Annotated in this window: 16 protein-coding genes; 13 read left to right on the top strand and 3 right to left on the bottom strand. The window is 50.1% G+C overall.

Going from position 1 to position 25725, the window contains the following annotated elements; translation table 11 throughout:
• Positions 1-142 precede the first annotated feature (142 nt).
• On the top strand, positions 143-11836 hold the full coding sequence (locus tag DYD62_RS17165) for a retention module-containing protein (RefSeq protein ID WP_115228630.1): 11694 nt from the start codon (positions 143-145) through the stop codon (positions 11834-11836).
• Positions 11837-11882: 46 nt separating this feature from the next.
• On the opposite strand, the gene DYD62_RS17170 is transcribed toward DYD62_RS17165, so the two are convergent.
• A complete protein-coding gene (locus DYD62_RS17170; protein ID WP_115228631.1) occupies positions 11883-13808 on the bottom strand; it encodes a bifunctional diguanylate cyclase/phosphodiesterase in 1926 nt (641 codons plus the stop codon).
• Between the two features lie 97 nt (positions 13809-13905).
• On the bottom strand, positions 13906-14535 hold the full coding sequence (locus DYD62_RS17175) for a transglutaminase-like cysteine peptidase (protein WP_115228923.1): 630 nt from the start codon (positions 14533-14535) through the stop codon (positions 13906-13908).
• 249 nt (positions 14536-14784) lie between these two features.
• Here DYD62_RS17175 and DYD62_RS17180 point away from each other — a divergent pair, with 249 nt between their 5' ends.
• From DYD62_RS17180 to DYD62_RS17235, 12 genes are all read left to right on the top strand, one after another.
• Complete coding sequence (locus DYD62_RS17180) at positions 14785-16611, top strand: TolC family outer membrane protein (protein WP_115228632.1); 1827 nt, start codon at positions 14785-14787, stop codon at positions 16609-16611.
• Positions 16612-16893: 282 nt separating this feature from the next.
• Entirely contained in the window at positions 16894-17487 is a 594-nt protein-coding gene (locus DYD62_RS17185) for a methyl-accepting chemotaxis protein (protein ID WP_115228633.1), read from the top strand.
• Positions 17484-18218, top strand: a complete 735-nt coding sequence (locus tag DYD62_RS17190; RefSeq protein WP_115228634.1) for an oxygen-binding di-iron domain-containing protein — start codon at positions 17484-17486, stop codon at positions 18216-18218. The genes DYD62_RS17185 and DYD62_RS17190 overlap by 4 nt, the downstream gene beginning before the upstream one ends.
• Before the next feature lie 108 nt (positions 18219-18326).
• The gene (locus DYD62_RS17195; protein ID WP_233702963.1) at positions 18327-19073 is read left to right on the top strand and encodes a peptidylprolyl isomerase; all 747 of its coding nucleotides are present in this window, start codon (positions 18327-18329) and stop codon (positions 19071-19073) included.
• A gap of 214 nt (positions 19074-19287) precedes the next feature.
• Positions 19288-19956, top strand: coding sequence for a carbonic anhydrase (locus tag DYD62_RS17200; RefSeq protein ID WP_115228636.1), 669 nt, complete (start codon positions 19288-19290; stop codon positions 19954-19956).
• A complete protein-coding gene (gene mobB, locus DYD62_RS17205; RefSeq protein ID WP_115228637.1) occupies positions 19957-20448 on the top strand; it encodes a molybdopterin-guanine dinucleotide biosynthesis protein B in 492 nt (163 codons plus the stop codon). It begins immediately after the preceding gene.
• On the top strand, positions 20408-21616 hold the full coding sequence (locus DYD62_RS17210) for a molybdopterin molybdotransferase MoeA (RefSeq protein ID WP_233702964.1): 1209 nt from the start codon (positions 20408-20410) through the stop codon (positions 21614-21616). Before mobB ends, DYD62_RS17210 begins: the two co-directional genes overlap by 41 nt.
• A 67-nt stretch (positions 21617-21683) precedes the next feature.
• Positions 21684-22379, top strand: a complete 696-nt coding sequence (locus tag DYD62_RS17215) for a DUF4197 domain-containing protein (RefSeq protein ID WP_115228638.1) — start codon at positions 21684-21686, stop codon at positions 22377-22379.
• 155 nt (positions 22380-22534) lie between these two features.
• Complete coding sequence (moaD, locus tag DYD62_RS17220) at positions 22535-22780, top strand: molybdopterin converting factor subunit 1 (RefSeq protein ID WP_115228639.1); 246 nt, start codon at positions 22535-22537, stop codon at positions 22778-22780.
• Entirely contained in the window at positions 22780-23244 is a 465-nt protein-coding gene (moaE, locus tag DYD62_RS17225) for a molybdopterin synthase catalytic subunit MoaE (protein WP_115228640.1), read from the top strand. Before moaD ends, moaE begins: the two co-directional genes overlap by 1 nt.
• A gap of 1 nt (position 23245) precedes the next feature.
• The gene (moaC, locus tag DYD62_RS24510; RefSeq protein WP_115228641.1) at positions 23246-24376 is read left to right on the top strand and encodes a cyclic pyranopterin monophosphate synthase MoaC; all 1131 of its coding nucleotides are present in this window, start codon (positions 23246-23248) and stop codon (positions 24374-24376) included.
• Positions 24377-24400: 24 nt separating this feature from the next.
• Positions 24401-25249, top strand: a complete 849-nt coding sequence (locus DYD62_RS17235; protein ID WP_115228925.1) for an alpha/beta hydrolase family protein — start codon at positions 24401-24403, stop codon at positions 25247-25249.
• On the opposite strand, the gene DYD62_RS17240 is transcribed toward DYD62_RS17235, so the two are convergent.
• Complete coding sequence (locus tag DYD62_RS17240) at positions 25241-25615, bottom strand: SirB2 family protein (RefSeq protein ID WP_115228642.1); 375 nt, start codon at positions 25613-25615, stop codon at positions 25241-25243. The genes DYD62_RS17235 and DYD62_RS17240 overlap by 9 nt on opposite strands.
• Positions 25616-25725: the final 110 nt, after the last annotated feature.

The following is a 25725-nucleotide window of genomic DNA, read 5'->3' on the forward strand; positions in this document are numbered from 1 at the left end:
GGAAATTATACCCAGCAAGAGGCTCCGTTTATCCGGAGCCTTTTTTCTGATCGGCGGCATATGCGGCTGTACTTGGGTACAGTAGGCATTCACATGGGATGAGTCTAGCCTGAAGCTTAACTTATTCACTGGTTGAACGATCATGGCCGAGCAAATTAGTGCAAGCAAACCAAACGTGACTGTTGTGCATATTGATGGCAGCGTTTTTTTGCGGGATGCAACCGGAAAGTCTGTGCCTTTAAAAGAAGGCCAGCAGTTGAATGAGAATGAGATATTTGTAACCTCCGCTGATGGCCGGGTGCAGCTGCTTATGCCTAATGGCGAGCTGCTTGAAATCGGTGGTGATCGTACCGTCCAGGTGGATGCTCAGATGCTGGGCAGCGAGCCGGCAGATGCGGCATCCGCTGCTATTGCAGATCTCAATGGCTCAACAGGAAAAATTGTCGCCGCTGCCCCCATTGATGCAGCCGCAGCTGAGGCTCTGTTAGAACAAGAAGCCACAGCGGCAGGCTTAGGCGGGGGAGCAGGAGGAGAAGGCCACTCCTTTGTAGAATTAAGCCGCATTGCTGAAGGGGTTAATCCCTTAGCATTTAACTTTGCAGTCACTGATACAGGCACGCTTGATTTACCACTTATAACGGCTTTGCCGGTTCAACCCAGCCCTAATCCGGCTATTCTTGGTGCAGATACGGTCAGTGGAGCAGAAGACTCCCCTATTGCAGGGAATGTGCTTACTAATGACAGCGATGCTGACGGACCATTGACTGTTACAGGCTTTACAGTAGCGGGTCTGGCTGATGCTTTTACAGCCAACCAAGCCGCAACCATTCCAAATATTGGAACATTACTCATTGCGCCTAATGGTGATTTCACCTTTACACCAGTCGCTAATTACAACGGTCCGGTGCCTGTTATTACTTACAGCGTTATCGATCCCGTTGGCGGTACTGGCAGCAGCACTCTTACACTTACTGTCACTCCTGTTGATGATCCGGCAAATCTGCAGGCTGATAGCGCAACGGTTCCCGAAGACACCCCCGCTACAGGCAATGTGTTAAGCAATGATAGTGATCCTGATGGCGCATTAACCGTAACAGGCTTCACCGTCGCTGGGTTGCCTGATGCCTTTACAGCGGGCCAGCCAGCTAGCATTCCCAATGTAGGTACTTTAATTATCGCCCCTAATGGCGATTACACTTTTACTCCTGTTGCAAATTACAATGGCCCCGTCCCTGTTATTACCTATAACGTGGCAGATCCGCAGGGAGGCACAGGCAGCAGCACCTTAACGTTAACGATTAGGCCTGTTGATGATCCCGCAAATTTACAGGCAGATAGTGCAACAGTCCTTGAAGATACGCCTGCTACAGGCAATGTTTTAAGCAATGATAGTGATCCAGATGGCCCGCTTACAGTTACTGGCTTTACTATTGCTGGTCTGCCGGGAACGTTTACACCAGGCCAGGCTGCAGTTATTCCTGATGTGGGCAGCCTGGTGATTGCCCCAAATGGTGATTACACCTTTACACCTGTTGACAATTACAATGGTCAGGTGCCGGTTGTTACTTACAACGTAATCGATCCTGCTGGTGGAACAGGCAGCAGCACGCTGACTCTGACAGTTACTCCGGTGGATGATCCTGTCATCAGTCAAATCGAAGTCGGCAATCCAGGTGTGGCGGATGACAATGTGGTGGAAGGCAATAACCTCGTCTTCAATGTTTCGCTCAGCACGACTACCACCAAACCTGAAACCTACGCCTTTAATCTGGGCGGCGGATCAGCGAGCGCAGCGGATTACGGCACGGCCACCTTTAGCAATGGTGTGACTTACAACGCCACAACGGGTTTGATTACGGTTCCGGCAGGCGTGACTAACTTCGCCGTCACCCTGCCAACGGTGGATGATGCTTTAGTAGAAATCACCCCAGAAACTGTTCCACTTACTATTGGTGGCGTCAGCTCTACCGGCGGCATCTTGGATAACGACAGCCCTGCGATTACGGGCATCGAAGTGGGCAATCCGGGGGTGGCGGACGACAATGTGGTGGAAGGCAATAACCTCGTCTTCAATGTTTCGCTCAGCACGGCTACCACCAAACCTGAAACCTACGCCTTTAATCTGGGCGGCGGATCAGCGAGCGCAGCAGATTACGGCACCGCCACCTTTAGCAATGGCGTCACTTACAACGCCACAACCGGCCTGATTACGGTTCCGGCAGGCGTGACTAACTTCGCCGTCACCCTGCCAACCGTGGATGATGCTCTGGTTGAAATCACCCCAGAAACTGTTCCACTTACCATCGGCGGCGTTTCAGCTACCGGCGGCATCTTGGATAACGACAGCCCGGCCATCACTGGCATCGAAGTCGGCAATCCGGGTGTGGCGGATGACAATGTGGTGGAAGGTAATAATCTCGTCTTCAATGTTTCGCTCAGCACCGCCACCACAAAACCTGAAACCTACGCTTTTAATCTGGGCGGCGGATCCGCGAGCGCTACAGATTACGGCACGGCCACCTTTAGCAATGGCGTGACTTACAACGCCACGACCGGCCTGATTACGGTTCCGGCCGGAGTCACCAACTTCGCGGTCACTCTGCCAACGGTGGATGATGCCTTAGTAGAAATTTCTCCAGAAACTGTTCCACTTACCATCGGCGGCGTTTCAGCTACCGGCGGCATCTTGGATAACGACAGCCCGGCCATCACCGGCATCGAAGTCGGCAATCCGGGTGTGGCGGATGACAATGTGGTGGAAGGCAATAACCTCGTCTTCAATGTTTCGCTCAGCACCGCCACCACCAAGGCAGAAACCTATGCCTTTAATTTGGGTGGCGGATCAGCGAGCGCAGCAGATTACGGCACCGCCACCTTTAGCAATGGCGTGACGTACAACGCCACGACCGGCCTGATTACGGTTCCGGCCGGAGTCACCAACTTCGCGGTCACTCTGCCAACGGTGGATGATGCCTTAGTAGAAATTTCTCCAGAAACTGTGCCACTTACTATTGGCGGCGTTTCAGCAACCGGCGGAATTCTAGACAACGACAGCCCTGCCATCACTGGCATTGAAGTCGGTAATCCGGGTGTGGCGGACGACAATGTGGTGGAAGGCAATAACCTCGTCTTCAATGTTTCGCTCAGCACCGCCACCACAAAACCTGAAACCTACGCCTTTAATCTGGGCGGCGGATCTGCTTCTACCTCAGATTACGGTACTGCCACCTTTAGCAATGGCGTGACTTATAACGCCACAACGGGTTTGATTACAGTTCCCGCAGGCGTCACCAACTTCGCGGTTACCCTGCCAACCGTGGATGATGCTCTGGTTGAAATCACCCCAGAAACTGTTCCACTTACCATCGGCGGCGTCAGCGCCACTGGCGGTATCCTAGACAACGACAGCCCGGCCATCACCGGCATCGAAGTCGGCAATCCGGGTGTGGCGGACGACAATGTGGTGGAAGGTAATAACCTCGTCTTCAATGTTTCGCTCAGCACCGCCACCACAAAACCTGAAACCTACGCCTTTAATCTGGGCGGCGGATCCGCTTCTACCGCAGATTACGGCACAGCCACATTTAGCAATGGCGTCACTTATAACGCCACGACCGGCCTGATTACGGTTCCGGCTGGAGTCACCAATTTCGCGGTTACTCTACCAACGGTGGATGATGCTTTAGTAGAAATTTCTCCAGAAACTGTTCCACTTACCATCGGCGGCGTTTCAGCTACCGGCGGCATCTTGGATAACGACAGCCCGGCCATCACCGGCATCGAAGTCGGCAATCCGGGTGTGGCGGATGACAATGTGGTGGAAGGCAATAACCTCGTCTTCAATGTTTCGCTCAGCACCGCCACCACCAAGGCAGAAACCTATGCCTTTAATTTGGGTGGCGGATCAGCGAGCGCAGCAGATTACGGCACCGCCACCTTTAGCAATGGCGTCACTTACAACGCCACGACTGGTCTGATTACGGTTCCGGCCGGAGTGACCAACTTCGCGGTCACTCTGCCAACGGTGGACGATGCACTGGTTGAAATCACCCCAGAAACTGTTCCACTTACTATTGGTGGCGTTTCAGCAACCGGCGGCATCTTGGATAACGACAGCCCGGCCATCACCGGCATCGAAGTCGGCAATCCGGGTGTGGCGGACGACAATGTGGTGGAAGGTAATAACCTCGTCTTCAATGTTTCGCTCAGCACCGCCACCACAAAACCTGAAACCTACGCCTTTAATCTGGGCGGCGGATCTGCTTCTACCTCAGATTACGGTACTGCCACCTTTAGCAATGGCGTGACTTATAACGCCACAACGGGTTTGATTACAGTTCCCGCAGGCGTCACCAACTTCGCGGTTACCCTGCCAACCGTGGATGATGCTCTGGTTGAAATCACCCCAGAAACTGTTCCACTTACCATCGGCGGCGTCAGCTCTACCGGCGGCATCTTGGATAACGACAGCCCTGCGATTACGGGCATCGAAGTGGGCAATCCGGGGGTGGCGGACGACAATGTGGTGGAAGGTAATAACCTCGTCTTCAATGTTTCGCTCAGCACCGCCACCACAAAACCTGAAACCTACGCCTTTAATCTGGGCGGCGGATCCGCTTCTACCGCAGATTACGGCACCGCCACCTTTAGCAATGGCGTGACTTATAACGCCACAACGGGTTTGATTACAGTTCCCGCAGGCGTCACCAACTTCGCGGTTACCCTGCCAACCGTGGATGATGCTCTGGTTGAAATCACCCCAGAAACTGTTCCACTTACCATCGGCGGCGTCAGCGCCACTGGCGGTATCCTAGACAACGACAGCCCGGCCATCACCGGCATCGAAGTCGGCAATCCGGGTGTGGCGGACGACAATGTGGTGGAAGGCAATAACCTCGTCTTCAATGTTTCGCTCAGCACCGCCACCACAAAACCTGAAACCTACGCCTTTAATCTGGGCGGCGGATCCGCTTCTACCGCAGATTACGGCACCGCCACCTTTAGCAATGGTGTCACTTATAACGCCACAACGGGTTTGATTACAGTTCCCGCAGGCGTTACCAACTTCGCGGTCACTCTGCCAACCGTGGACGATGCTTTAGTAGAAATTTCTCCAGAAACTGTGCCACTTACCATCGGCGGTGTTTCAGCAACCGGCGGCATCTTGGATAACGACAGCCCGGCCATCACCGGCATCGAAGTCGGCAATCCGGGTGTGGCCGATGACAATGTGGTGGAAGGCAATAACCTCGTCTTCAATGTTTCGCTCAGCACCGCCACCACAAAACCTGAAACCTACGCTTTTAATCTGGGCGGCGGATCCGCGAGCGCTACAGATTACGGCACGGCCACCTTTAGCAATGGCGTGACTTACAACGCCACCACGGGTTTGATTACGGTTCCGGCAGGCGTCACGAACTTCGCGGTCACTCTGCCAACGGTGGATGATGCTTTAGTAGAAATTTCTCCAGAAACTGTTCCACTTACTATCGGCGGCGTCAGCGCCACCGGCGGTATTCTGGATAACGACAGCCCTGCAATTACAGGCATCGAAGTCGGCAATCCGGGTGTGGCCGATGACAATGTGGTGGAAGGTAATAACCTCGTCTTCAATGTCTCGCTCAGCACCGCCACCACAAAACCTGAAACCTACGCCTTTAATCTGGGCGGCGGATCTGCTTCTACCTCAGATTACGGTACTGCCACCTTTAGCAATGGCGTGACTTATAACGCCACAACGGGTTTGATTACAGTTCCCGCAGGCGTCACCAACTTCGCGGTTACCCTGCCAACCGTGGATGATGCTCTGGTTGAAATCACCCCAGAAACTGTTCCACTTACCATCGGCGGCGTCAGCGCCACTGGCGGTATCCTAGACAACGACAGCCCGGCCATCACCGGCATCGAAGTCGGCAATCCGGGTGTGGCGGACGACAATGTGGTGGAAGGTAATAACCTCGTCTTCAATGTTTCGCTCAGCACCGCCACCACAAAACCTGAAACCTACGCCTTTAATCTGGGCGGCGGATCCGCTTCTACCGCAGATTACGGCACAGCCACATTTAGCAATGGCGTCACTTATAACGCCACGACCGGCCTGATTACGGTTCCGGCTGGAGTCACCAATTTCGCGGTTACTCTACCAACGGTGGATGATGCTTTAGTAGAAATTTCTCCAGAAACTGTTCCACTTACCATCGGCGGCGTTTCAGCTACCGGCGGCATCTTGGATAACGACAGCCCGGCCATCACCGGCATCGAAGTCGGCAATCCGGGTGTGGCGGATGACAATGTGGTGGAAGGCAATAACCTCGTCTTCAATGTTTCGCTCAGCACCGCCACCACCAAGGCAGAAACCTATGCCTTTAATTTGGGTGGCGGATCAGCGAGCGCAGCAGATTACGGCACCGCCACCTTTAGCAATGGCGTCACTTACAACGCCACGACTGGTCTGATTACGGTTCCGGCCGGAGTGACCAACTTCGCGGTCACTCTGCCAACGGTGGACGATGCACTGGTTGAAATCACCCCAGAAACTGTTCCACTTACTATTGGTGGCGTTTCAGCAACCGGCGGCATCTTGGATAACGACAGCCCGGCCATCACCGGCATCGAAGTCGGCAATCCGGGTGTGGCGGACGACAATGTGGTGGAAGGTAATAACCTCGTCTTCAATGTTTCGCTCAGCACCGCCACCACAAAACCTGAAACCTACGCCTTTAATCTGGGCGGCGGATCTGCTTCTACCTCAGATTACGGTACTGCCACCTTTAGCAATGGCGTGACTTATAACGCCACAACGGGTTTGATTACAGTTCCCGCAGGCGTCACCAACTTCGCGGTTACCCTGCCAACCGTGGATGATGCTCTGGTTGAAATCACCCCAGAAACTGTTCCACTTACCATCGGCGGCGTCAGCGCCACTGGCGGTATCCTAGACAACGACAGCCCGGCCATCACCGGCATCGAAGTCGGCAATCCGGGTGTGGCGGATGACAATGTGGTGGAAGGCAATAACCTCGTCTTCAATGTTTCGCTCAGCACCGCCACCACCAAGGCAGAAACCTATGCCTTTAATTTGGGTGGCGGATCAGCGAGCGCAGCAGATTACGGCACCGCCACCTTTAGCAATGGCGTCACTTATAACGCCACAACGGGTTTGATTACAGTTCCCGCAGGCGTGACTAACTTCGCCGTCACCCTGCCAACCGTGGATGATGCTCTGGTTGAAATCACCCCAGAAACTGTTCCACTTACTATTGGTGGCGTTTCAGCAACCGGCGGCATCTTGGATAACGACAGCCCGGCCATCACCGGCATCGAAGTCGGCAATCCGGGTGTGGCGGATGACAATGTGGTGGAAGGCAATAACCTCGTCTTCAATGTTTCGCTCAGCACCGCCACCACAAAACCTGAAACCTACGCCTTTAATCTGGGCGGCGGATCCGCTTCTACCGCAGATTACGGCACTGCCACCTTTAGCAATGGCGTGACTTACAACGCCACCACGGGCCTGATTACGGTTCCGGCCGGAGTCACCAACTTCGCGGTCACTCTGCCAACGGTGGATGATGCCTTAGTAGAAATTTCTCCAGAAACTGTGCCACTTACTATTGGCGGCGTTTCAGCAACCGGCGGAATTCTAGACAACGACAGCCCTGCCATCACTGGCATTGAAGTCGGTAATCCGGGTGTGGCGGACGACAATGTGGTGGAAGGCAATAACCTCGTCTTCAATGTTTCGCTCAGCACCGCCACCACAAAACCTGAAACCTACGCCTTTAATCTGGGCGGCGGATCTGCTTCTACCTCAGATTACGGTACTGCCACCTTTAGCAATGGCGTGACTTATAACGCCACAACGGGTTTGATTACAGTTCCCGCAGGCGTCACCAACTTCGCGGTTACCCTGCCAACCGTGGATGATGCTCTGGTTGAAATCACCCCAGAAACTGTTCCACTTACCATCGGCGGCGTCAGCTCTACCGGCGGCATCTTGGATAACGACAGCCCTGCGATTACGGGCATCGAAGTGGGCAATCCGGGGGTGGCGGACGACAATGTGGTGGAAGGTAATAACCTCGTCTTCAATGTTTCGCTCAGCACCGCCACCACAAAACCTGAAACCTACGCCTTTAATCTGGGCGGCGGATCCGCTTCTACCGCAGATTACGGCACAGCCACATTTAGCAATGGCGTCACTTATAACGCCACGACCGGCCTGATTACGGTTCCGGCTGGAGTCACCAATTTCGCGGTTACTCTACCAACGGTGGATGATGCTTTAGTAGAAATTTCTCCAGAAACTGTGCCACTTACCATCGGCGGTGTTTCAGCTACTGGCGGCATCTTGGATAACGACAGCCCGGCCATCACCGGCATCGAAGTCGGCAATCCGGGTGTGGCGGACGACAATGTGGTGGAAGGTAATAACCTCGTCTTCAATGTCTCGCTCAGCACGGCTACCACCAAACCTGAAACCTACGCCTTTAATCTGGGCGGTGGATCAGCGAGTGCAGCGGATTACGGCACGGCCACCTTTAGCAATGGTGTCACTTATAACGCTACCACGGGTTTGATTACGGTTCCGGCAGGCGTCACCAATTTCGCGGTTACTCTACCAACGGTGGATGATGCTTTAGTAGAAATTTCTCCAGAAACTGTTCCACTTACTATTGGCGGCGTCAGCGCCACCGGCGGTATTCTGGATAATGATTTTGCGCCGGATACAAATAATGTCAGTGCGTCAGGGGTAGAGGATCAGGTTCTGCCGATTGCGATTACCTTGAGTGGTACTGACGCAGATGGCACGGTGGCTGGCTTTAGAATATTGAACCTGCCTGGAAATGGAACGTTGTACCGCGATGCCGCGATGACGCAGCTGGTAGTTGCTGGCTCTGAGTTAACAGCTGCAAGTAATAGCCTGACTTTGTACTTTAAACCGGCTCATGACTGGAGCGGGAGTACTCATTTTAATTACGCAGCAAAAGATAATACGGGCTTGATTGATGCGACGCTAGGAACGGCGACGATTAATGTTGCAGGAGTAAATGACGCTCCAGTTATTGCAAATGCCAGTGCCACCGTTTCAGAAGAAGGCTTAGCAGGCGGGATTATCGATAATACGGGTTCCCCAACTGACACAACAAACAGCACGGTTAGCTCTGGCACGATTGCAATGAGCGATCCTGATAGCCCAAGCTTAACAACAACACTGCTTGCACCAACGGATGTTTTATCTTCTGGCGGGCAAGCACTGGTATGGAGTGGCAGCGGTACGCAGGATCTGGTCGCAAAAGCGGGCAGTGTAACCGTTGCGGCAATCCATATTGATAATGCAGGCCACTACACCGTTACTTTAAGCGGGCCGATTGATCATCCTGTTAACAGTGTTGAGGATGTGAAATCATTTAATGTTGGTGTTCAGGTCTCAGATGGTAGTTTGAGCAGTACGGGCACATTAACGGTAAATGTTGAAGATGATGCACCCGTTGGACAAAGCAAAACAGCGGATGTTCAGATCCCTAATGTTGACAGCAATTTGGTCCTGACAATCGATGTATCCGGAAGTATGGCTGATCCAAGCGGGATACCTGGAAAAACAAGATTGCAGGTTGCGAAAGAGGCAATTACCAAGTTGATCGATGACTATGACGTGCTGGGTGACGTGAAAGTTATGCTGGTTACGTTTAGTACCTCTGCAGCGACTCAGCAGAGTGGCGGGCAAACCTGGATGAGTGTGGATGAAGCCAAAACGATTCTGGCTAATCTTACTGCTAATGGGGGGACTAATTATGATGCCGCAGTTGGTCAGGTGACAGCGCATTATGACGAGGCAGGCAAGATTGCAGGAGGCCAGAATATTGCTTACTTCTTCTCTGATGGCGCGCCTAATCCAGGTTTGGGTTTGGATGCAGGTGAAACACTCTCTTGGACTAATTTTTTAAACGCTAAAGATATTAATTCTTTGGCTTTAGGTTTGGGCTCCGGAGTAACGGCAACTAATCTGAATCCGCTTGCCTACAATGGTACGGGCAGCGGATCTGAAGCCAATGCCATCATTGTGACTGATTTGGCGCAGCTGCCACCCATCTTGCGTGACACGATTGTAGTGCCTGATTCGGGTGATTTAACAGGCGGCGTTATTTCTGGTGCGTCATCAGGCTTTGGTGCTGATGGCGGGCATATGAACGATATAACGGTTGATGGGGTGAAATATACCTTTGATGCGGCGCACAATTCGGTGGTGACCTCCGCCGCTGCAGCTACTTACACCTTTGATGCGCTGACTCATCAATTAAAAGTCAATACGGCTCTGGGCGGGCAGTTTGCTATTGATATGGATGATGGCAAATATACCTATACGCCGCCGGTGATTAAAACGTCAGGCTCCAGCGAAAACATCGGCTTCACCTTAATTGATAACGATGGTGATCTGGATACATCAAACAGTCATCTTATAATCAATATTGTTCCGCCAGCTCAGGGCAATACGATGCAACTGTTGGCTTCAACCACTGCAATTGCTGATTCTGCCCGTGGCTTGCATGGTGAGTTTTTTGGTTATAACAATGATCCTGATAAGAGCGCTGGCGTTACATATAACGTGCAAAGCCAGGATAATACGGTAGGTAATCTCGATAATATCAATGATATTACTTCGGTGATTAATGGCCGTCAGGGCAGCAATATTGTCGGCACGCAAACCGAAGCAAGTGCCGTGGCCAGCGATGCCACCTTTATTGCAGATGCCATTAAATATGGCGTTACGCCTACGGTGACTGGCAATTTAGGCACAAATAATGCTGTAACAGCAGGCTCGGCCATTACGTCGGGTAATCTGTATAACTTCCTTGGTGCAAATAATACAGGGGCCGATTCTGCCGGGCTTGCAGCAACCAGTACTTTCGGAAATACCACTGATTCAATTATGCGCATGGTGGGTGGCGCTTACTTTGCGGCAGGTACTTACGATATTCGCGTTTATGCGGATGATGGTTTCCGTATCGCTGTTGATGGTCAGTCTGTGTTTGAATATGACGCGAACCAGCCGCCAACCACGCGGGTACAAACCGGTGTAGCCATCAGTGAAGGGATGCACAATCTTGAAGTACTGTATTGGGAGCAAGGAGGTAATGCGGCTTTAAAAATAGAATTTAAACCTTCAGGCTCAGCTGATAGTGCTTATGTCACCCTAGGGATTGATGACATGGCCTTGTTCCATGGCACACAAGCCCCCGTACTGAGCGAGCTACAGGATATTATTGAAGACCCAAGCAATAATGGGCATTACCTAGTTCGTAGCGGGCAAGAAGTAACAGGCAGCAATCTGTCTGACACGATTACCGGCTCCGCTGGCCGCGATATTATCCATGGCGGAGCAGGTAATGATGTGATTAATGCAGGAGCTGGGGCAGACCGGCTTGATGGTGGTGCAGGCAGCGATACCTTAACTGGTGGTCTGGGGGCAGATACCTTCCATTGGGCTCTGTCGGATAAGGGGGCTGTAGGAGCTCCTGTGATTGATAAAATCACCGATTTCTCTGTGGCAAGTTATAACGCGGGAGGGGACCGGTTGGATCTGAAAGACTTACTGCAGGGTGAAAATCATAATGTAAATACGGGGAATCTTACCCAGTATCTGCATTTTGAAAAATCAGGTACAGATACCATTGTTCACGTCAGCAGCTCAGGTGCTTACACGGGGCCATTTAATTCGGGCGCTGATGATCAGAGGGTTATTTTGTCGGGCGTTGATTTAACCAGCAATGGCAGTCTGGCTGATGCGGCCATCATTCAGGACCTGCTTAATAAGGGTAAATTAATCACTGATTAAACTAAAGAGGCCAGCAATGCTGGCCTCTTTTTTAATTGCTGTTTATTTAGCTCAATGGTGTGCTGGCAATGGGGCCGCTCAGGCCATTGATACCCAAAGTTTTAAGCATTTCCCATTCATTTTTAGTTTGCACCCGCTCGGCAATCGTAATTAAACCATGCCCTGATGCAATGCCGGTAATTGCTTTAACCAGATTTTGATTACCCAAGTGTTGATCAATAGATTGAATAAAACTGCCATCAATTTTTAAGTAGTCGAGTTGCAATTCGTAAAGCTGTGGAATACTGCCAAAGTGGCGGCCAAAGTGTTTAATCCCAATTTTACAACCCAAAGGGCGCACTTTCTGAGCAAAGTTAGCCAGAGCGGTAATCTCATCTCTGAAGCCAAATTCATTAACTTCAAACCACAGCCGGTCTGTGGAGTGTTTATGCTGCTGCAGAATACTGAGCAGCTCTTCAATAAATTGCTCATCTGCAATCGATTTGGCTTCCAGGTTAACCGCTAACTGGGCTTCGTGCAGTTTTAGTTCTGCACAGGCAAGCCGGACTGATTCTAAATCCAGAGTATTACTCATGCCCAAGCGGCTGATAAAGGGCATAAAAGTACCCGCAGTCAGCAATTCTTTTGTCTCTGGGTGGCGTAAACGCAGTAATAATTCGCGGTGCAGAGGTTGGCCATCAATCATAATTGCGGGGAAAGACGCTAATTCAAAACTATGGTTTTTAAAGGCTTTTTGCAGCAATGGCTGCCAGTCTTGGGCAGGCAAGGCCTGATTTGCACTGGCGCTGCTGACATGACCGGTGCCATTGGCTCCGCTGCTTTCGGCCTGAGCAAGCGCCTGGTCTGTGCCTGCCAGCAATTGGCTGATGCTGTCATTGTGCTGATAAGTGGCGATTCCAATTGCGGCCAAATCATCGGCATCGGTCAGCTCATGCTGGCGCAGCTCTGCTAAGCCCTGATGCAACTCTTTGGCTAAATCCAGCCCCTGTTGACGATCTAAGCCGGGGGCAAGTAAAGCAAAGTCTGCACCATTCAGACGGGCGACCAAGCGATCTGGTTCCTGGCCGGTCAGCGATGCCAATTGCCCTGCCGCCATTTGTAAAAATTGATCGGCTCTTTCCCGGCCTAAGCGGCGGTTGACCTCTGCCAGATTATGCAGGCGCATAATCAGTAAAATTCCGCTGGGGGCTGCTTCGTCGTCTTCTAATGCCTGAGACAGGCGGCCCATAAAAAAACTGCGATTGGGTAATTGGGTGAGGGCGTCACGGTTGGCCTCACTGCGCAGTGCATCAATGCGGGCTGCCTGCTCGGAAAACATGGTTTTAACGCGGCTGACCATCGTGTTCATGGCGTTGACGACACTTTTTAATTCTTTGTAACGCGGCTCAGGGATGGTAATAAAACGCCGTTCACTAATGGCTTCGGCCTGCTCTACCATTTGAGTAATGGGTTTTTTAACCCAGTTGAGTAAGAGTTGAAGACCCGCCCCACACACTAGGCCTGCTCCAATAATCCATACAAACAAGCGCATCGCACCTTCCCATAATGCTTGGTAAGCGAAGCGGGAGTGGGCAACGACGGTCACAGTGCCGGCTTGTTTCCAGCCATCGCTCACCTGGGCTTTGCCAAAGGCAATTTGCAGGGGAAAGGTTTGTACAAACCAATTGGGTACACCATCGGCTTTATCGTTGTTTTTACGTTCAACCAGTGTTTTGCCATGGTTGTCGCTAAACTGAATTAATTCAAAGTGCCCCGTATCGAATAAGGCGGCTACATTCAGCTCTATGGTCGCTTGGTCTTTACTTTGCTGCGACATAGAAAGAGCCAAAGACGAGGCGTTGTCATTACTTTGAGTAAAGAGTTGTTGCTCTAAATAACCGCGGGCGGTGTAAACACTGACGATAAAGCTACCGGCAAAGGCCACCAGGGTAGCCAGAATAATCATCATCCATAGCTGGCGAAAGAGTGACATGGTATTTCCTTGCTAGAGCCGGGCATATAATTAATCTTTCAACGCCCGTTTAATTAAATAAGTGCACATTTTATCCAGCCATATAAACACTATATGCCTAATCAGTTTCATATCCTTCAGTTTTCATTTTGCTGATCAGATCTTTCCAGCGGGATAATTTATCAACCGGGCCTGTTGGCTGGGCAGCAGCTCCCGTAAAAATACCATCGCTATTAAAGCTGAATACAGGTGTCAGATCAGGACGCCGGGATGCCGGACGAATATCATTTAATAAATTATCAAGAACTAAAGGTTCTGCATCTGCACTGGAGTAGTAAGTTAATACCATATGCGCTTGGCTGACATTGCTTGTTGCGCCTCCAATTTTAGCTTTAACGTAAGTCAGCCGAAGTTTTTCTTTAGCAACACCCAGTTCTTTTAAACTGAAATATTTAATAATTGCAAAATCCTCGCAATCTCCTGCGCCTTTGCCTATGGTTTCTAGTGGGGTTGCCCAGTAGTCCGGCGCATTCCAGATTGTGGGGTCATCACCGAATTGAATCCGGCGATTAATGAAGTCATTAATCCGTTTTAATTTATCGGTTTCAGGTGCATTGCGTGCTTCATTCATCAGTGTTTGCCAGTCGGTAAACAAACGGACAGGCGTTTGCCCCCATCGCTGTACCAGTGATTTTTGTAAGCGGTCAAAATCAAGGTTAGATGCAGCATGCAACACGAAAGACAGCATGGCTAAAAGGCCGACTGTTTTTTTACGCAAGAGAAGTAGGTTGTGTTGCGGCATCAGTCTGAATGGTTTTACGAAGCTATTCTTTATAGTGGGTTAATTCACTGGAATTGTCCAACTTACAATTATAAATATAAAGGCAGAAAGAATAATGGTAAGGTTACAATTTGTTTGCCGCTATGAATAAGATAATCCGGCTTAATCCGCCGGAGCATAAAAAATGTTACTTGTGAATTACATGGGATTAATAATATGAACCTGAAACTTTGCTTTGCCGTTGCTTTGGCATTCAGTGGAATGGGCGTTCAGGCTGCTGCCCCTGCTACTTTGCAGGAAGCGGCCGAGCGGGCCATTACAAACAATCCGGAATTGCGTGCACGCTGGTTTGAGTTCCGGGCATCAACTGAAGATGTTTCTGCTGCGCGTGGGGGGTATTTGCCTCAGGTTGATTTTCAGGCATATGCAGGTCGTGAGTGGGAAATGCGTCCAAGTGGCGATACAGGTGGTTTTAATCATCCTGGTGCCACATTAACTCTGCGCCAAATGCTGTTCGATGGCTTTGCCACAAGCAATGAAGTTCAGCGTCTGGGCTATGCAAGGTTGACTCGTTATTACGAACTACTTTCATCTTCTGATCAGATTGCTTATGAGAGTGTCCGGGCGTATCAGGATGTGCTTCGTTATCGTGAGCTGGTTGCGCTTGCCCAGGACAATTTCGCATTACACAAAGAAATTTTAGGCCAGATTGAAGAGCGGGTTAAAGCGGGCGTTGGTCGCCGGGTCGATTTAGAACAAGCTTCAGGGCGCCTGGCTTTGGCTGAATCTAACTGGTTGACTGATTTATCTAATTTACACGATGTATCCGCACGTTTTCAGCGCATTGTAGGAGAAGCACCTGCCCCTACGCTGGCTCCTGCCCCAGAACTGCGGGCTGCCCTGCCTAAAGAGGGTAATACTGCTTTAGCAACCGCTTTAAAACAAAATCCTGGCTTTTTGGCGGCGGTATCAAATATTCGTTCTGCGCGCAGCGATGCTGAAACTCGCAAATCAAATAATTATCCTAAGCTAGAGCTGGTTGCAAAGCAGGCTATTGATCGCGATCGCGATAATATTAATGGCACTTTCCAAGATCGCACGATTCAGCTTAATCTAAATTACAATTTATTCAGCGGCGGTCGTGATAGCGCGCGAACACGCGGTGCGGTAGAAAAACTCAATTCCGCTTATGAGTTGCGCGATAAAACTTGCCGCGATATTCGTCAGACTACGCAAATCGCCTGGAATGATGTGCGTCGCTTGAATGAACAAATGAAGTTCCTCGATCAGCATCAGCTTTCCACTGAAAAATCCCGCGATGCTTATCGTAAGCAATTTGATATTGGCCAGCGTACTTTGTTAGATTTATTAGATACCGAAAATGAATTGTTTACAGCGAAGCGTTCGGTTGTTGCTGCGGTTTATGATTTAAAAACGTCTGAAGCGGGTATTTTAACTCAGACGCACCAGATTCTGGCCGCGCTTAAACTAGCTCCGCTTGAGGCTGCTGTACCAGACGAGCTGAATGATAGCCAGCTGGATGATGAGCGTATTCGTTGCAGCGCAGAGATGCCTGCGGCGTATGTGATGGACAGAGATGCAGCAATGGCAGCACGGCCGCCTTTGGTTCCGGCAACTGCTGTTGCAGCGCCTGAAGTGGTCAAAGACAGCGCCCCTGTTAGCAAAGAGTTAGTGCAGTTTGGTAATGATCTGGCAGATAAATGGTCGAAAGCCTGGGCAGAAAAACGCACAGATGATTATCTGGCCTTTTATGCAGATAGCTTTGTGCCAAGTAATGGGATGAGTGTCGCCAAATGGAAAGAATTCCGCCGCACCCGCGTGGGGAAACAGGGCGATCTGACGATTACTCTAGACAAGATGAAGCTGAAACAGATCAGTGAAACCCAGGCTGAAGCAAGCTTTAGCCAAAGCTATAAATCTAAAGACTATACCGATGTGGTGCAGAAAACCCTGGAGATGGTGAAGCAGGGCGGGCAGTGGAAAATCAAGGCAGAGAAAGTCACTAGTGGTAAAGCCTATTAATTTGTTCATATAACAGGCACGGTGGAGTGCTTGTACGATAGCTATATATCGTTGGTGCTTTGTAAGAAGGGTCTTCTGAGGAAGGCCCTTTTTTTGTCTGCGATTTGTAGTGCAAGCTTACAGTGCTGCTTTGGCTTGAAGTTAATATTTAAGCTTTTAGATGGTTTTACTTGTTGGTTTGTCAGCTTTTGTCTGGATGAATACTTGCTCTTCTTTCCATCGACTTAGTGATCTATAAAGGAATAGCTCGTTATTAGGGACGAGCTGTGTGGAGACTAGCTCATGGCGGATATCGCAGCGGAATTACAAAACACGGTTTTGATTAATGAAAATATCAAGATGGTGATTTGGAATTGCTTTGAAATTAATTTAATGGGCTTGAACGCTATTTTATTGGCCAAAAGGGCTGGCAGGATGGCGCGGGGCTTTGGTGTGATTTCTGGTGAATTACGTGAGTTATCTTTGCAACTGCAAGGCAGTATGAACCGGCTGAGCAATGCCAGCCAAGACATGCTGGCTGAATCGTCGCACAGTATGACCCAGGAGCGGCGCAGCCAGATGCTTGCTCAGACATCAGAGCTGTCAGCAGAAAACACAACATATCTGGCAGAAACGCTGGGGCGTAATCGTAAGGCGGCTGATGAGCATTCTGAGCGTTTAAGAATTGTGCACCAGCGTCTTTCTGAATATATCGATGAAGCCTATCAGGCTTGCGTGTTTGGGGTGGTTATTGCGCGTGCGGCCCGGATTGAATCGGCTTATTCGGGTGAGCATTCCAATGTACTGGCAGAGTTATCCAATGATTTTGCCAGAAAGGTGGATTCTATCGTGCCGAGGCTGGAAGAATTACGTCGTATTTCAGGGAAGATGAGATGAAAAAAGCACAAATACTATTTGAGCAGGATGATCATCGCTGGTTTGCTATTTCACGTGATCCAGAGCGGCCCAGCTATTTAATCGACACCAATGAATATGTTATTAACAACGGTGATGAAGCGCTTATTACCGATCCGGGTGGTCTGGAGGTTTTTCCTTCGGTGTTTTCGGCTGTGAGTACGGTGATCGATCCGCGCTTAATTCATAGTATTTTTTCATCACATCAGGACCCCGATGTGATTTCTTCTCTGGCACTTTGGCTGGAGTTTAATCCGGAAATGAAGTGCTATATCTCTGGTTTATGGGCCACATTCGTCCCTCATTTTGGTGGCTCGGCCGATACCATGATTTCTATTCCTGATCCGGGCAGTGAAATTGTGGTGGGCGGCGCGCATTTAAGCACGATCCCCGCGCATTACCTTCACTCCTCCGGGAATTTTCATCTTTATGATCCTAAAGCCCAGATTTTATTTTCAGGGGATGTGGGTGCTGCGCTTTTACCCGAGAGCAATAGTGATTTATTTGTAAGCGATTTTGATCGTCATATTCGCTTTGCAGAAGGGTTTCATAAGCGCTGGATGGGCTCCAATAGTGCAAAGCGGGTGTGGTGTGAAAAAGCAGCAAGCTTAAAAATAGACATGATCTGTCCACAGCATGGATCTGTTTATGCCGGGGAAGATGTTGAACGCTTTATTAACTGGTTTGATGAGCTGCATGTAGGGCTTTTTTGATCATTATTAAGAGCGGTATGATTGGTAAAAAGGAATTTAATTTGGGGGCTGGAAATTGCGCATTCAGCCCCCATTTCAGTTTCTTAACCAATCAGGCATTCAAGGAATATGATGAGTATCACTGTTAATGGCGTTGAGATTACCGATGCAATGATCGAAGCCGAAAGCCAGCACCATCAAGATGCGCCATCGATGCTGGATGCAACGATTCAAGAGCTGATTTTGCGTGAGCTTTTGCTGCAACGTGCCGCTTCGCTGGCCATTGAGGCCGCCACTCCGGAAGAAACCATTGGTTTGCTGCTGCAGACAGAAGTAAAAATCACGGACGCCGATGAGGCCGCCTGCCAAGAATATTACAACAACAACCCACAGTCTTTTGTACGTGGTGAAATGGTTGAAGGCAGCCATATTTTGTTCAAGCCAAGCGAAGAAGCGTCTTTAGATGCCGTTCGTGAAACGGCTGATGCCGTATTGGCCGAAGTAAAAGCAAATCCGGAAAAATTCGCAGAGTTAGCCCGTCAGCACTCGGCTTGCCCATCGGGCCAGCAAGGCGGCGATCTGGGCCAATTTGGCCGTGGCCAGATGGTGCCGGAATTTGAACACGCTGTCTTTAGCCTGAATGCGGGCGAAGTGGCTGCTGATCTGGTAGAAACTCAATTTGGTTTGCACATTATTCGTGCGGGTGAAAAAGTAGCAGGTGCCACCGTTGCTTTTGATGAAGTAAAAGAAAAACTGGCTGAGTTTTTGAGCAATATCGCAACTCGCCGCGCAATGAATCAGTATCTGCAAACCTTAGTAAATGCAGCCAAAATTGAAGGCTACACCTTGCCAGGTGCTGAGCCAGCGGCTGTATAAATCTATTTTGCTAAGAATATTTTGCGCTTATTGGTGCAAAACTGAATGGCCGGCCATGCCGGCCATTTTTAATCCTGGTGCAAATGCGCCTTTGCGGGCGGGAGCTCAGGGTTAAAGATAAAAATTTAAATTTCCTGTGTAATTTTACGGCGGGATGCGATTTTTGGCCCAGACTGGTGGATAATCAGCCCGTCTCTTTTACGGGTTAACCCTTATGGCCGATTTGCATCAGTTTATTGAAGGTTTTCGTGAATTTCAGCAGCAGTATTTTGCTGGCGAAACCGCTTTGTTTGACCGTTTACGTGCAGGCCAGACACCAACTACCGTGTTGATAGGCTGCTGTGACTCCCGTGTTGATCCCGCCATTCTGACCCAATGCGCGCCGGGTGAGATGTTTATTATTCGCAACGTGGCGAATCTGGTTCCCCCCTTTGAGCAGGGGACTACCAATCAAGGGGTATCTGCAGCGCTGCAATACGCTGTTACTGTGCTCAATGTGAGCCGCATTGTGGTGCTTGGGCATAGCCACTGTGGTGGGATTAAGGCGCTGATGGATAGCGCTGATATTGTTGATAAAGACGATTTTCTGGGCCGCTGGATTCATATCGCCAGCAAGGCAAAAAAACGTGTCTTGCAGCAATTGCCAGATAGCGATAAGGCCGTTCGTTACCGCGCTTGTGAGCTGGAAGCCATTCGTGATTCCTTGCAGAATCTTGAATCATTCCCATGGATTAAAGAGCGCTTAGGTACAGATGCGCTGAGCGTACATGGCTGGTTTTTTGATTTTGAACACGGTGCTTTATTGGGCTTTGATGAAGAAAGCGGGCAGTTTCAGCCACTGGTCAGCGCTTTACCCACTCAAGATTTCTCTATCGGGATTTAATTGACCGCTACTCACACTCCGCTCGTATTAGGCATTGCAGGCTGGTCTGGCAGTGGTAAAACGACGTTGATTGAAAAACTACTGCCAGAGCTGGTGCAGCTGGGCCTGTCGGTGAGTGTGATCAAACATACTCACCACCATGTGCAGTTTGAGCCGGAAGGCAAAGATACCACGCGTTTTCGTACAGCTGGTGCGGGTGAGGTATTGCTGGCAACGCCCCATGGGTTTGCTCTGATTCATGAGGGAGCTTTGCCCCTTCATGAGATGCTGGCTCGCTTAGCACCCGTCGATTTAGTTTTAGTTGAAGGTTTTAAGGCGGCTGCTATTCCTAAAATAGAAGTGCGCCGTGCTGATTATCCTGCTCTTGATGATCAGCACATTATTGCGATTGCCAGCGACTGTTCGCCGGAAAGTACTCTTCCCCTTTTTGATCTTAACCAGGCTGCAGAGATTGCAGCGTTTATTGCTGCGAGTTGCCATGCTGGATTTTGATTCTGCTTTATCCCAATTGCTGGCCCATGCCCGTGCTGACACTGCGGTTGAAACTTTACCTTTAAATCAGGCATCAGGCCGTATTCTGGCGGCTGATGTGGTTTCTCAAATGGCGGTGCCTGCGTTTGATAATAGTGGCATGGATGGCTATGCACTGAATGTAGGCGCGGTGTGGCCAGAATCTTTCGAGCTGGTGCAACGAATTGCCGCAGGTGAAGTAGGGCAGCCACTGGCTGAGGGTGAAGCGGCAAGAATTTTCACGGGAGCCCCAATTCCAGCTGGAGCTACGTTGGTGGTGATGCAGGAAGACTGCCGCAGTGAAGAGGGGCGGGTGTATATCGCTCAGAAGGTAAAGCCGGGGGCCAATATTCGCCTGCGTGGGGAAGATATTCAGGCAGATACCGTGATTTTGCCCGCCGGTACACGATTAAGTGCTGCCGCAATTGGTTTGGCGGCCTCTGTAGGTGTGGCTGAGCTGGCTGTAAAGCGGCCCTTAAAGATCGCTCTGCTTTCAACCGGTGATGAGCTGGCAGAGCCGGGGCAGCCGCTTGCAGCGGGGCAGATTTATAATTCTAACCGCTACGCCATCACCGCTTTATTAAATGATTGCCAGGTTACTGATCTGGGAATTGTTCCTGATGATGAGGATCAGACCCGGGATATCTTATGGCTGGCCGCCCAGGATCATGATGTGCTGATTACTTCGGGCGGGGTGTCCGTTGGTGAAGAAGACCATGTTAAGGCTGCAGTTGAGCAGCTGGGCAGTTTAAATCTCTGGAAGATCGCAATTAAGCCAGGCAAGCCATTTGCGTATGGGCGAATTGCCGGGTGTGATTTTATTGGTCTGCCAGGAAACCCTGTTTCCAGCTTTGTTACCTTTTTGCTCTTAGTTCGTCCCTTTTTATTGGCCCGGCAGGGATGTATCAATTTATTTCCGCCGCGTTATCAGTTAAGTGCTGCTTTTGAATGGAAAAAAGCAGGAAATCGTCGTGAGTTTTTACGTGGCAGATTAAATGCGGCTGGGCAGGTTGAAATTTACCCTCATCAAGGCTCGGGGGTATTAACTTCTTTGGTTTGGGCTACGGGTCTGGTGGATATTGCCGCAGGTGAAACAATTAGCGCCGGGGACACGGTTACTTATATTCCTTATACGGCCTGCATTAAATGAGCTAATTAATGCTATGCTGCAATTTATTCGATTAAAGTAAGACTCGCGTTAATTACGGAATCTTAATATGAAAGTAAATATTCGGCACAGCCTGTTCCTTGGCTTACTTTGCATCATGACATGGCCTGTTTTTGCGGGTGGTTTTGATTTGCTTTCTGAGCGCGATGCTTCGGGTAGTTTAAAAGAAGCATTGATACAGGGTGTAAGTAATGCCACTTTGCAGCTGAGTAAAACTGATGGTTTTTTAGCCAATGATAAAGTGCGCATTCCCTTGCCGGATGCAATGCGCCAGGCCGAACCCTTACTTCGTACCTTGGGGCTGGGCCAGTCTTTAGATGAATTACAAACATCAATGAATCGGGCTGCAGAGGCTGCTGTGCCAAGGGCCAAACAGTTGCTGATTAATGCTGTAAAAAAAATGAGCGTGCAAGACGCCAAAAATATTCTGCTGGGTGCAGATGACGCGGGCACACAATATTTTAAGCAGGCCAGCCAGGCACCGCTGACGGAGCAATTTTTACCTATAGTCCGGCAAACAACCTCCAAGCTGCAATTGGCAGAGCAATATAATCGTCTTGCAGGTAAAGCCGCGGGTTTGGGTCTGCTTAAAGCAGAAGATTCAACCGTTGAGCAATATGTAACCCGTAAAGCTTTGGATGGTTTATATCAGGTGATTGCCGAAGAAGAGCGCGCTATTCGCCAGGATCCTTTGGCCGCTGCGGGCAAACTGGCTAAAAAAACATTTGGATTATTAAGCAATTAAATGGTGTTTTAATACATTAATATTTTATCTGCAGAGTATAGATTTTATTTTGTTTATGGGTAATACAAACCGGTATTAGTTTATAGACCCTTTGATATCAAATGATTTGTAAATTTTTTATTTAAATGTAGTAATTGTTATTTAGGCAATAAACAATGATTCGTGTTTTATATTTTGCCCGGCTGCGTGATGCCTTTGGCTGTAGTGAGGAAGCGCTGCCTGCGTATGCTACCGTTGCAGAGCTGATTGCTGTGTTAGCTGCGCGAGGCGGAGTTTGGGCGGATGAATTATCGCCTAGCAAAGTATTTCGTGTAGCTGTTAATCAGGAAATGGCCCGCTTGCAGGATGAGATTCCCGCTGGGGCCGAAGTGGCGATTTTTCCGCCGGTAACGGGGGGCTGATGGCGGATATCCGGATTCAGGTACAAAGTGCAGATTTTGACTTTGCCGCAGAATACGCCCGCTTTGATGGCAATGCCACGATGGGTGCTATCGTTGCTTTTGTTGGCCGGGTAAGGGATTTAGACGGCAGTATTTCCGCCATGAGCCTTGAGCATTACCCGGGCATGACAGAAAAATCGCTGGCTAAGATTGTCGATGAGGCTTGTGGCTACTGGCCTTTGCAGGCCGTAACCGTGATTCATCGTGTGGGTGATTTGCAGGCTGCGGAGCAGATTGTGCTGGTGCTGACGGCTTCGGCTCACCGTCAGGCTGCTTATGAATCCAATGCCTTTATTATGGATTTTCTAAAAACACAGGCGCCATTCTGGAAAAAAGAAGGAAACGGCGCTTGCCTGAAATGGCTTGATGCACGAGAGAGCGATCAGAGCGCGCTCGATCGCTGGCAGTACTTGAGGGTGGGTTAAGATGATTTTGGATGCAGTCATTCTGGCTGGCGGTGAAGGGCGTCGAATGGGCGGGCGTGATAAAGGTCTGGTCGAGCTCTCAGGCAAGCCTTTGATTGAATGGAGCCTGGAAGCCTTATCAAGGCAGACCCGGCTTGTGGATCATATTTTGATCTCGGCAAATCGCAATTTGCCGGATTATGCCCGTTTTGGTTCTCCTGTTTTACGCGATGTTTACCCTGGCCATCCTGGCCCCTTAGCAGGTATTCATTCCGCACTGCTGGCTTCTCCTGCTCAATACCTACTGGTGCTGCCCTGTGATGTGCCTTTTTTGCCTGCCGATCTGGTTGAAAAACTATTGGCACAACTGGAGCCGGGCGAATCAGATGTGGTGGTGGCCCGCACGCCGGACGGACAAATCCACCCAACGATATGCATGCTGCGCCATGATGTATTGGCTTCTTTAATGGACAGGTTGTCGCGGCAAGAGCTTAAGTTATCAGCCTGGCAGGAAAGCCTGAGACTACAGTATGTTGATTTTCCTGAGCTGGCCTTCCCAAATTTAAATACTCAGGATGATCTGGCCGTATGTGCGGCCCGCTTATCGGGAGTCGACACCATTCCTATGCCTTATCGTGCTACTGATCAGACTCAGAAAACGCCGGCTCCATCCGGCCTGACTCACTTTAATGCCAATGGTGAAGCGCATATGGTGGACGTGGGCAGCAAGGTGGACAGCCACCGGATTGCCCGCGCAGTGGGCGAGATTCGTATGCTACCCACCACTTTGCATTTAATTGAAACAGGCAGCCATAAAAAAGGCGACGTGTTGGGCGTGGCCAGAATTGCGGCAATTATGGCTTCCAAACGCACGGCAGATTTAATCCCGCTTTGCCATCCTGTCCCTCTGACCAGCGTGAGTGTCGATTTCACCATAGACAGGGCAGGCAGTCTGGTTCGTTGCGAAGTGACGGCCGAAACTGTCGGGCGTACCGGGGTAGAAATGGAGGCGCTGACGGCGCTCAATATTGCTCTGCTTACCATCTACGATATGTGCAAGGCGGTGGATCGCGGCATGATTATGTCGCAGATCCGTTTGCTGGAAAAACAAGGTGGTAAATCGGGGCACTGGCAGGCCAGCCATACGATTTAATGCTGCTGCATGGTGGAAGATAAAATGATTCAAGGGCAAATTCAAACGCTGATGACAGGCCGTGGTTCAGAAATCACGGCCGTGTTTTATTCCCCCCTGAGTGCAGCAAAAGCGGCCGTATTGATTGTGCCTGCAATGGGTGTCAGCCAGTCTTATTATGCGCCGCTGGCCTCATGGCTGGCTGAGCAGGGCTTTCTGGTGGCCAGCTTTGATTACACTGGAATGGGGCTTTCTGCTCAGGGCGATTTGCGCCAGCTTGAAGTCGATATCCTGGATTGGGCGAGGTTTGATTGCGACATCATGCTGAACGCGATGACGCAGACCGGCCGTCCGCTTTACTGGCTGGGGCATAGCCTAGGCGGGCAGTTGCTTGGTCTGGTGCCAAGGCCAGAGCGTATTACCAAGGCCATTACGATTGCCAGTGGCAGTGGCTACTGGCTGGAAAATTCGTTGAGTTTGCGCTGGAAAGTCTGGTGGCTATGGTTTGTGCTGGTGCCGGTTTTGTTGCCTGTTTGTGGCTATTTCCCCGGCAAGCGCTTACGTAAAGTCGGCAATTTGCCGCGTGGTGTTATGCAGCAGTGGCGCAGATGGTGCTTAAACCCTGACTATATGCTGGGCGTGGAGGGTGAGCTGGTAAAGCAGCAATTCGCGGCCTTTACCCGGGATATTACCGCGCTCTCTTTTACCGACGATGAGCTGATGTCTGCTCATAATACAAATTCATTGCAGTCTTTTTATCAGAATGCGCCACAAAGTGCCAAACGCCTGTCGCCACAGGATATTGGCGTAAAGCAGATTGGGCACTTTGGATTTTTCAAACCACGGTTTACAGACAGTCTTTGGCAGGCACATCTATTGCCTGAATTAAATTAATCCCAGCAAAGCGCTTTTACTGAATGCCACGCCAATAATATAGGCAAAGGCCAGCACGGATGCGACTAGGGCGCCGCTGCGGATTGTTTTGGTTTTGCCTCGTTTAAGCGCGATCGTCCCCAGAATAATATAGAGCAGCAGCCCGGCTACCTTAGCGGCAAGCCATGCTTTGGGGCCGGGATACATCATGGCAAGGCTGATGCCGCTGATTAAAAGTGCTGTATCAATAATATGCGGCGCAATGCGGAAAAACCGCTGTTGCAAGCGTGGCGATTCAGCCAGCATCAAGCCTCCCCGCAATAAAAACAGCCCCAGCGACAGGGTAATAAACAGCATATGCAAATGTTTTACAGCAAGATATTCCATCGTAAGGGCTCTCTCGTGCGAAAATGGTTAGTTCTGCATCTTAATGGCTTCTGTTGAGATTGAGTATTGCGATTCATTGGCATTAAATGAATTGATGTTTTTTTGCAGTC

This window comes from Iodobacter fluviatilis, assembly GCF_900451195.1.
GTDB lineage: Bacteria > Pseudomonadota > Gammaproteobacteria > Burkholderiales > Chitinibacteraceae > Iodobacter > Iodobacter fluviatilis.

What these genes read in the sequence shown, in the direction of transcription:
- DYD62_RS17165 (WP_115228630.1), top strand. Translation starts at nt 143, where the DNA reads ATGGCCGAGCAAATTAGTGCAAGCAAACCAAACGTGACTGTTGTGCAT.
- DYD62_RS17170 (WP_115228631.1), bottom strand. Translation starts at nt 13,808, where the DNA reads ATGTCACTCTTTCGCCAGCTATGGATGATGATTATTCTGGCTACCCTG.
- DYD62_RS17175 (WP_115228923.1), bottom strand. Translation starts at nt 14,535, where the DNA reads ATGCTGTCTTTCGTGTTGCATGCTGCATCTAACCTTGATTTTGACCGC.
- DYD62_RS17180 (WP_115228632.1), top strand. Translation starts at nt 14,785, where the DNA reads ATGAACCTGAAACTTTGCTTTGCCGTTGCTTTGGCATTCAGTGGAATG.
- DYD62_RS17185 (WP_115228633.1), top strand. Translation starts at nt 16,894, where the DNA reads ATGGCGGATATCGCAGCGGAATTACAAAACACGGTTTTGATTAATGAA.
- DYD62_RS17190 (WP_115228634.1), top strand. Translation starts at nt 17,484, where the DNA reads ATGAAAAAAGCACAAATACTATTTGAGCAGGATGATCATCGCTGGTTT.
- DYD62_RS17195 (WP_233702963.1), top strand. Translation starts at nt 18,327, where the DNA reads ATGATGAGTATCACTGTTAATGGCGTTGAGATTACCGATGCAATGATC.
- DYD62_RS17200 (WP_115228636.1), top strand. Translation starts at nt 19,288, where the DNA reads ATGGCCGATTTGCATCAGTTTATTGAAGGTTTTCGTGAATTTCAGCAG.
- DYD62_RS17215 (WP_115228638.1), top strand. Translation starts at nt 21,684, where the DNA reads ATGAAAGTAAATATTCGGCACAGCCTGTTCCTTGGCTTACTTTGCATC.
- moaD (WP_115228639.1), top strand. Translation starts at nt 22,535, where the DNA reads ATGATTCGTGTTTTATATTTTGCCCGGCTGCGTGATGCCTTTGGCTGT.
- moaE (WP_115228640.1), top strand. Translation starts at nt 22,780, where the DNA reads ATGGCGGATATCCGGATTCAGGTACAAAGTGCAGATTTTGACTTTGCC.
- moaC (WP_115228641.1), top strand. Translation starts at nt 23,246, where the DNA reads ATGATTTTGGATGCAGTCATTCTGGCTGGCGGTGAAGGGCGTCGAATG.
- DYD62_RS17235 (WP_115228925.1), top strand. Translation starts at nt 24,401, where the DNA reads ATGATTCAAGGGCAAATTCAAACGCTGATGACAGGCCGTGGTTCAGAA.
- DYD62_RS17240 (WP_115228642.1), bottom strand. Translation starts at nt 25,615, where the DNA reads ATGGAATATCTTGCTGTAAAACATTTGCATATGCTGTTTATTACCCTG.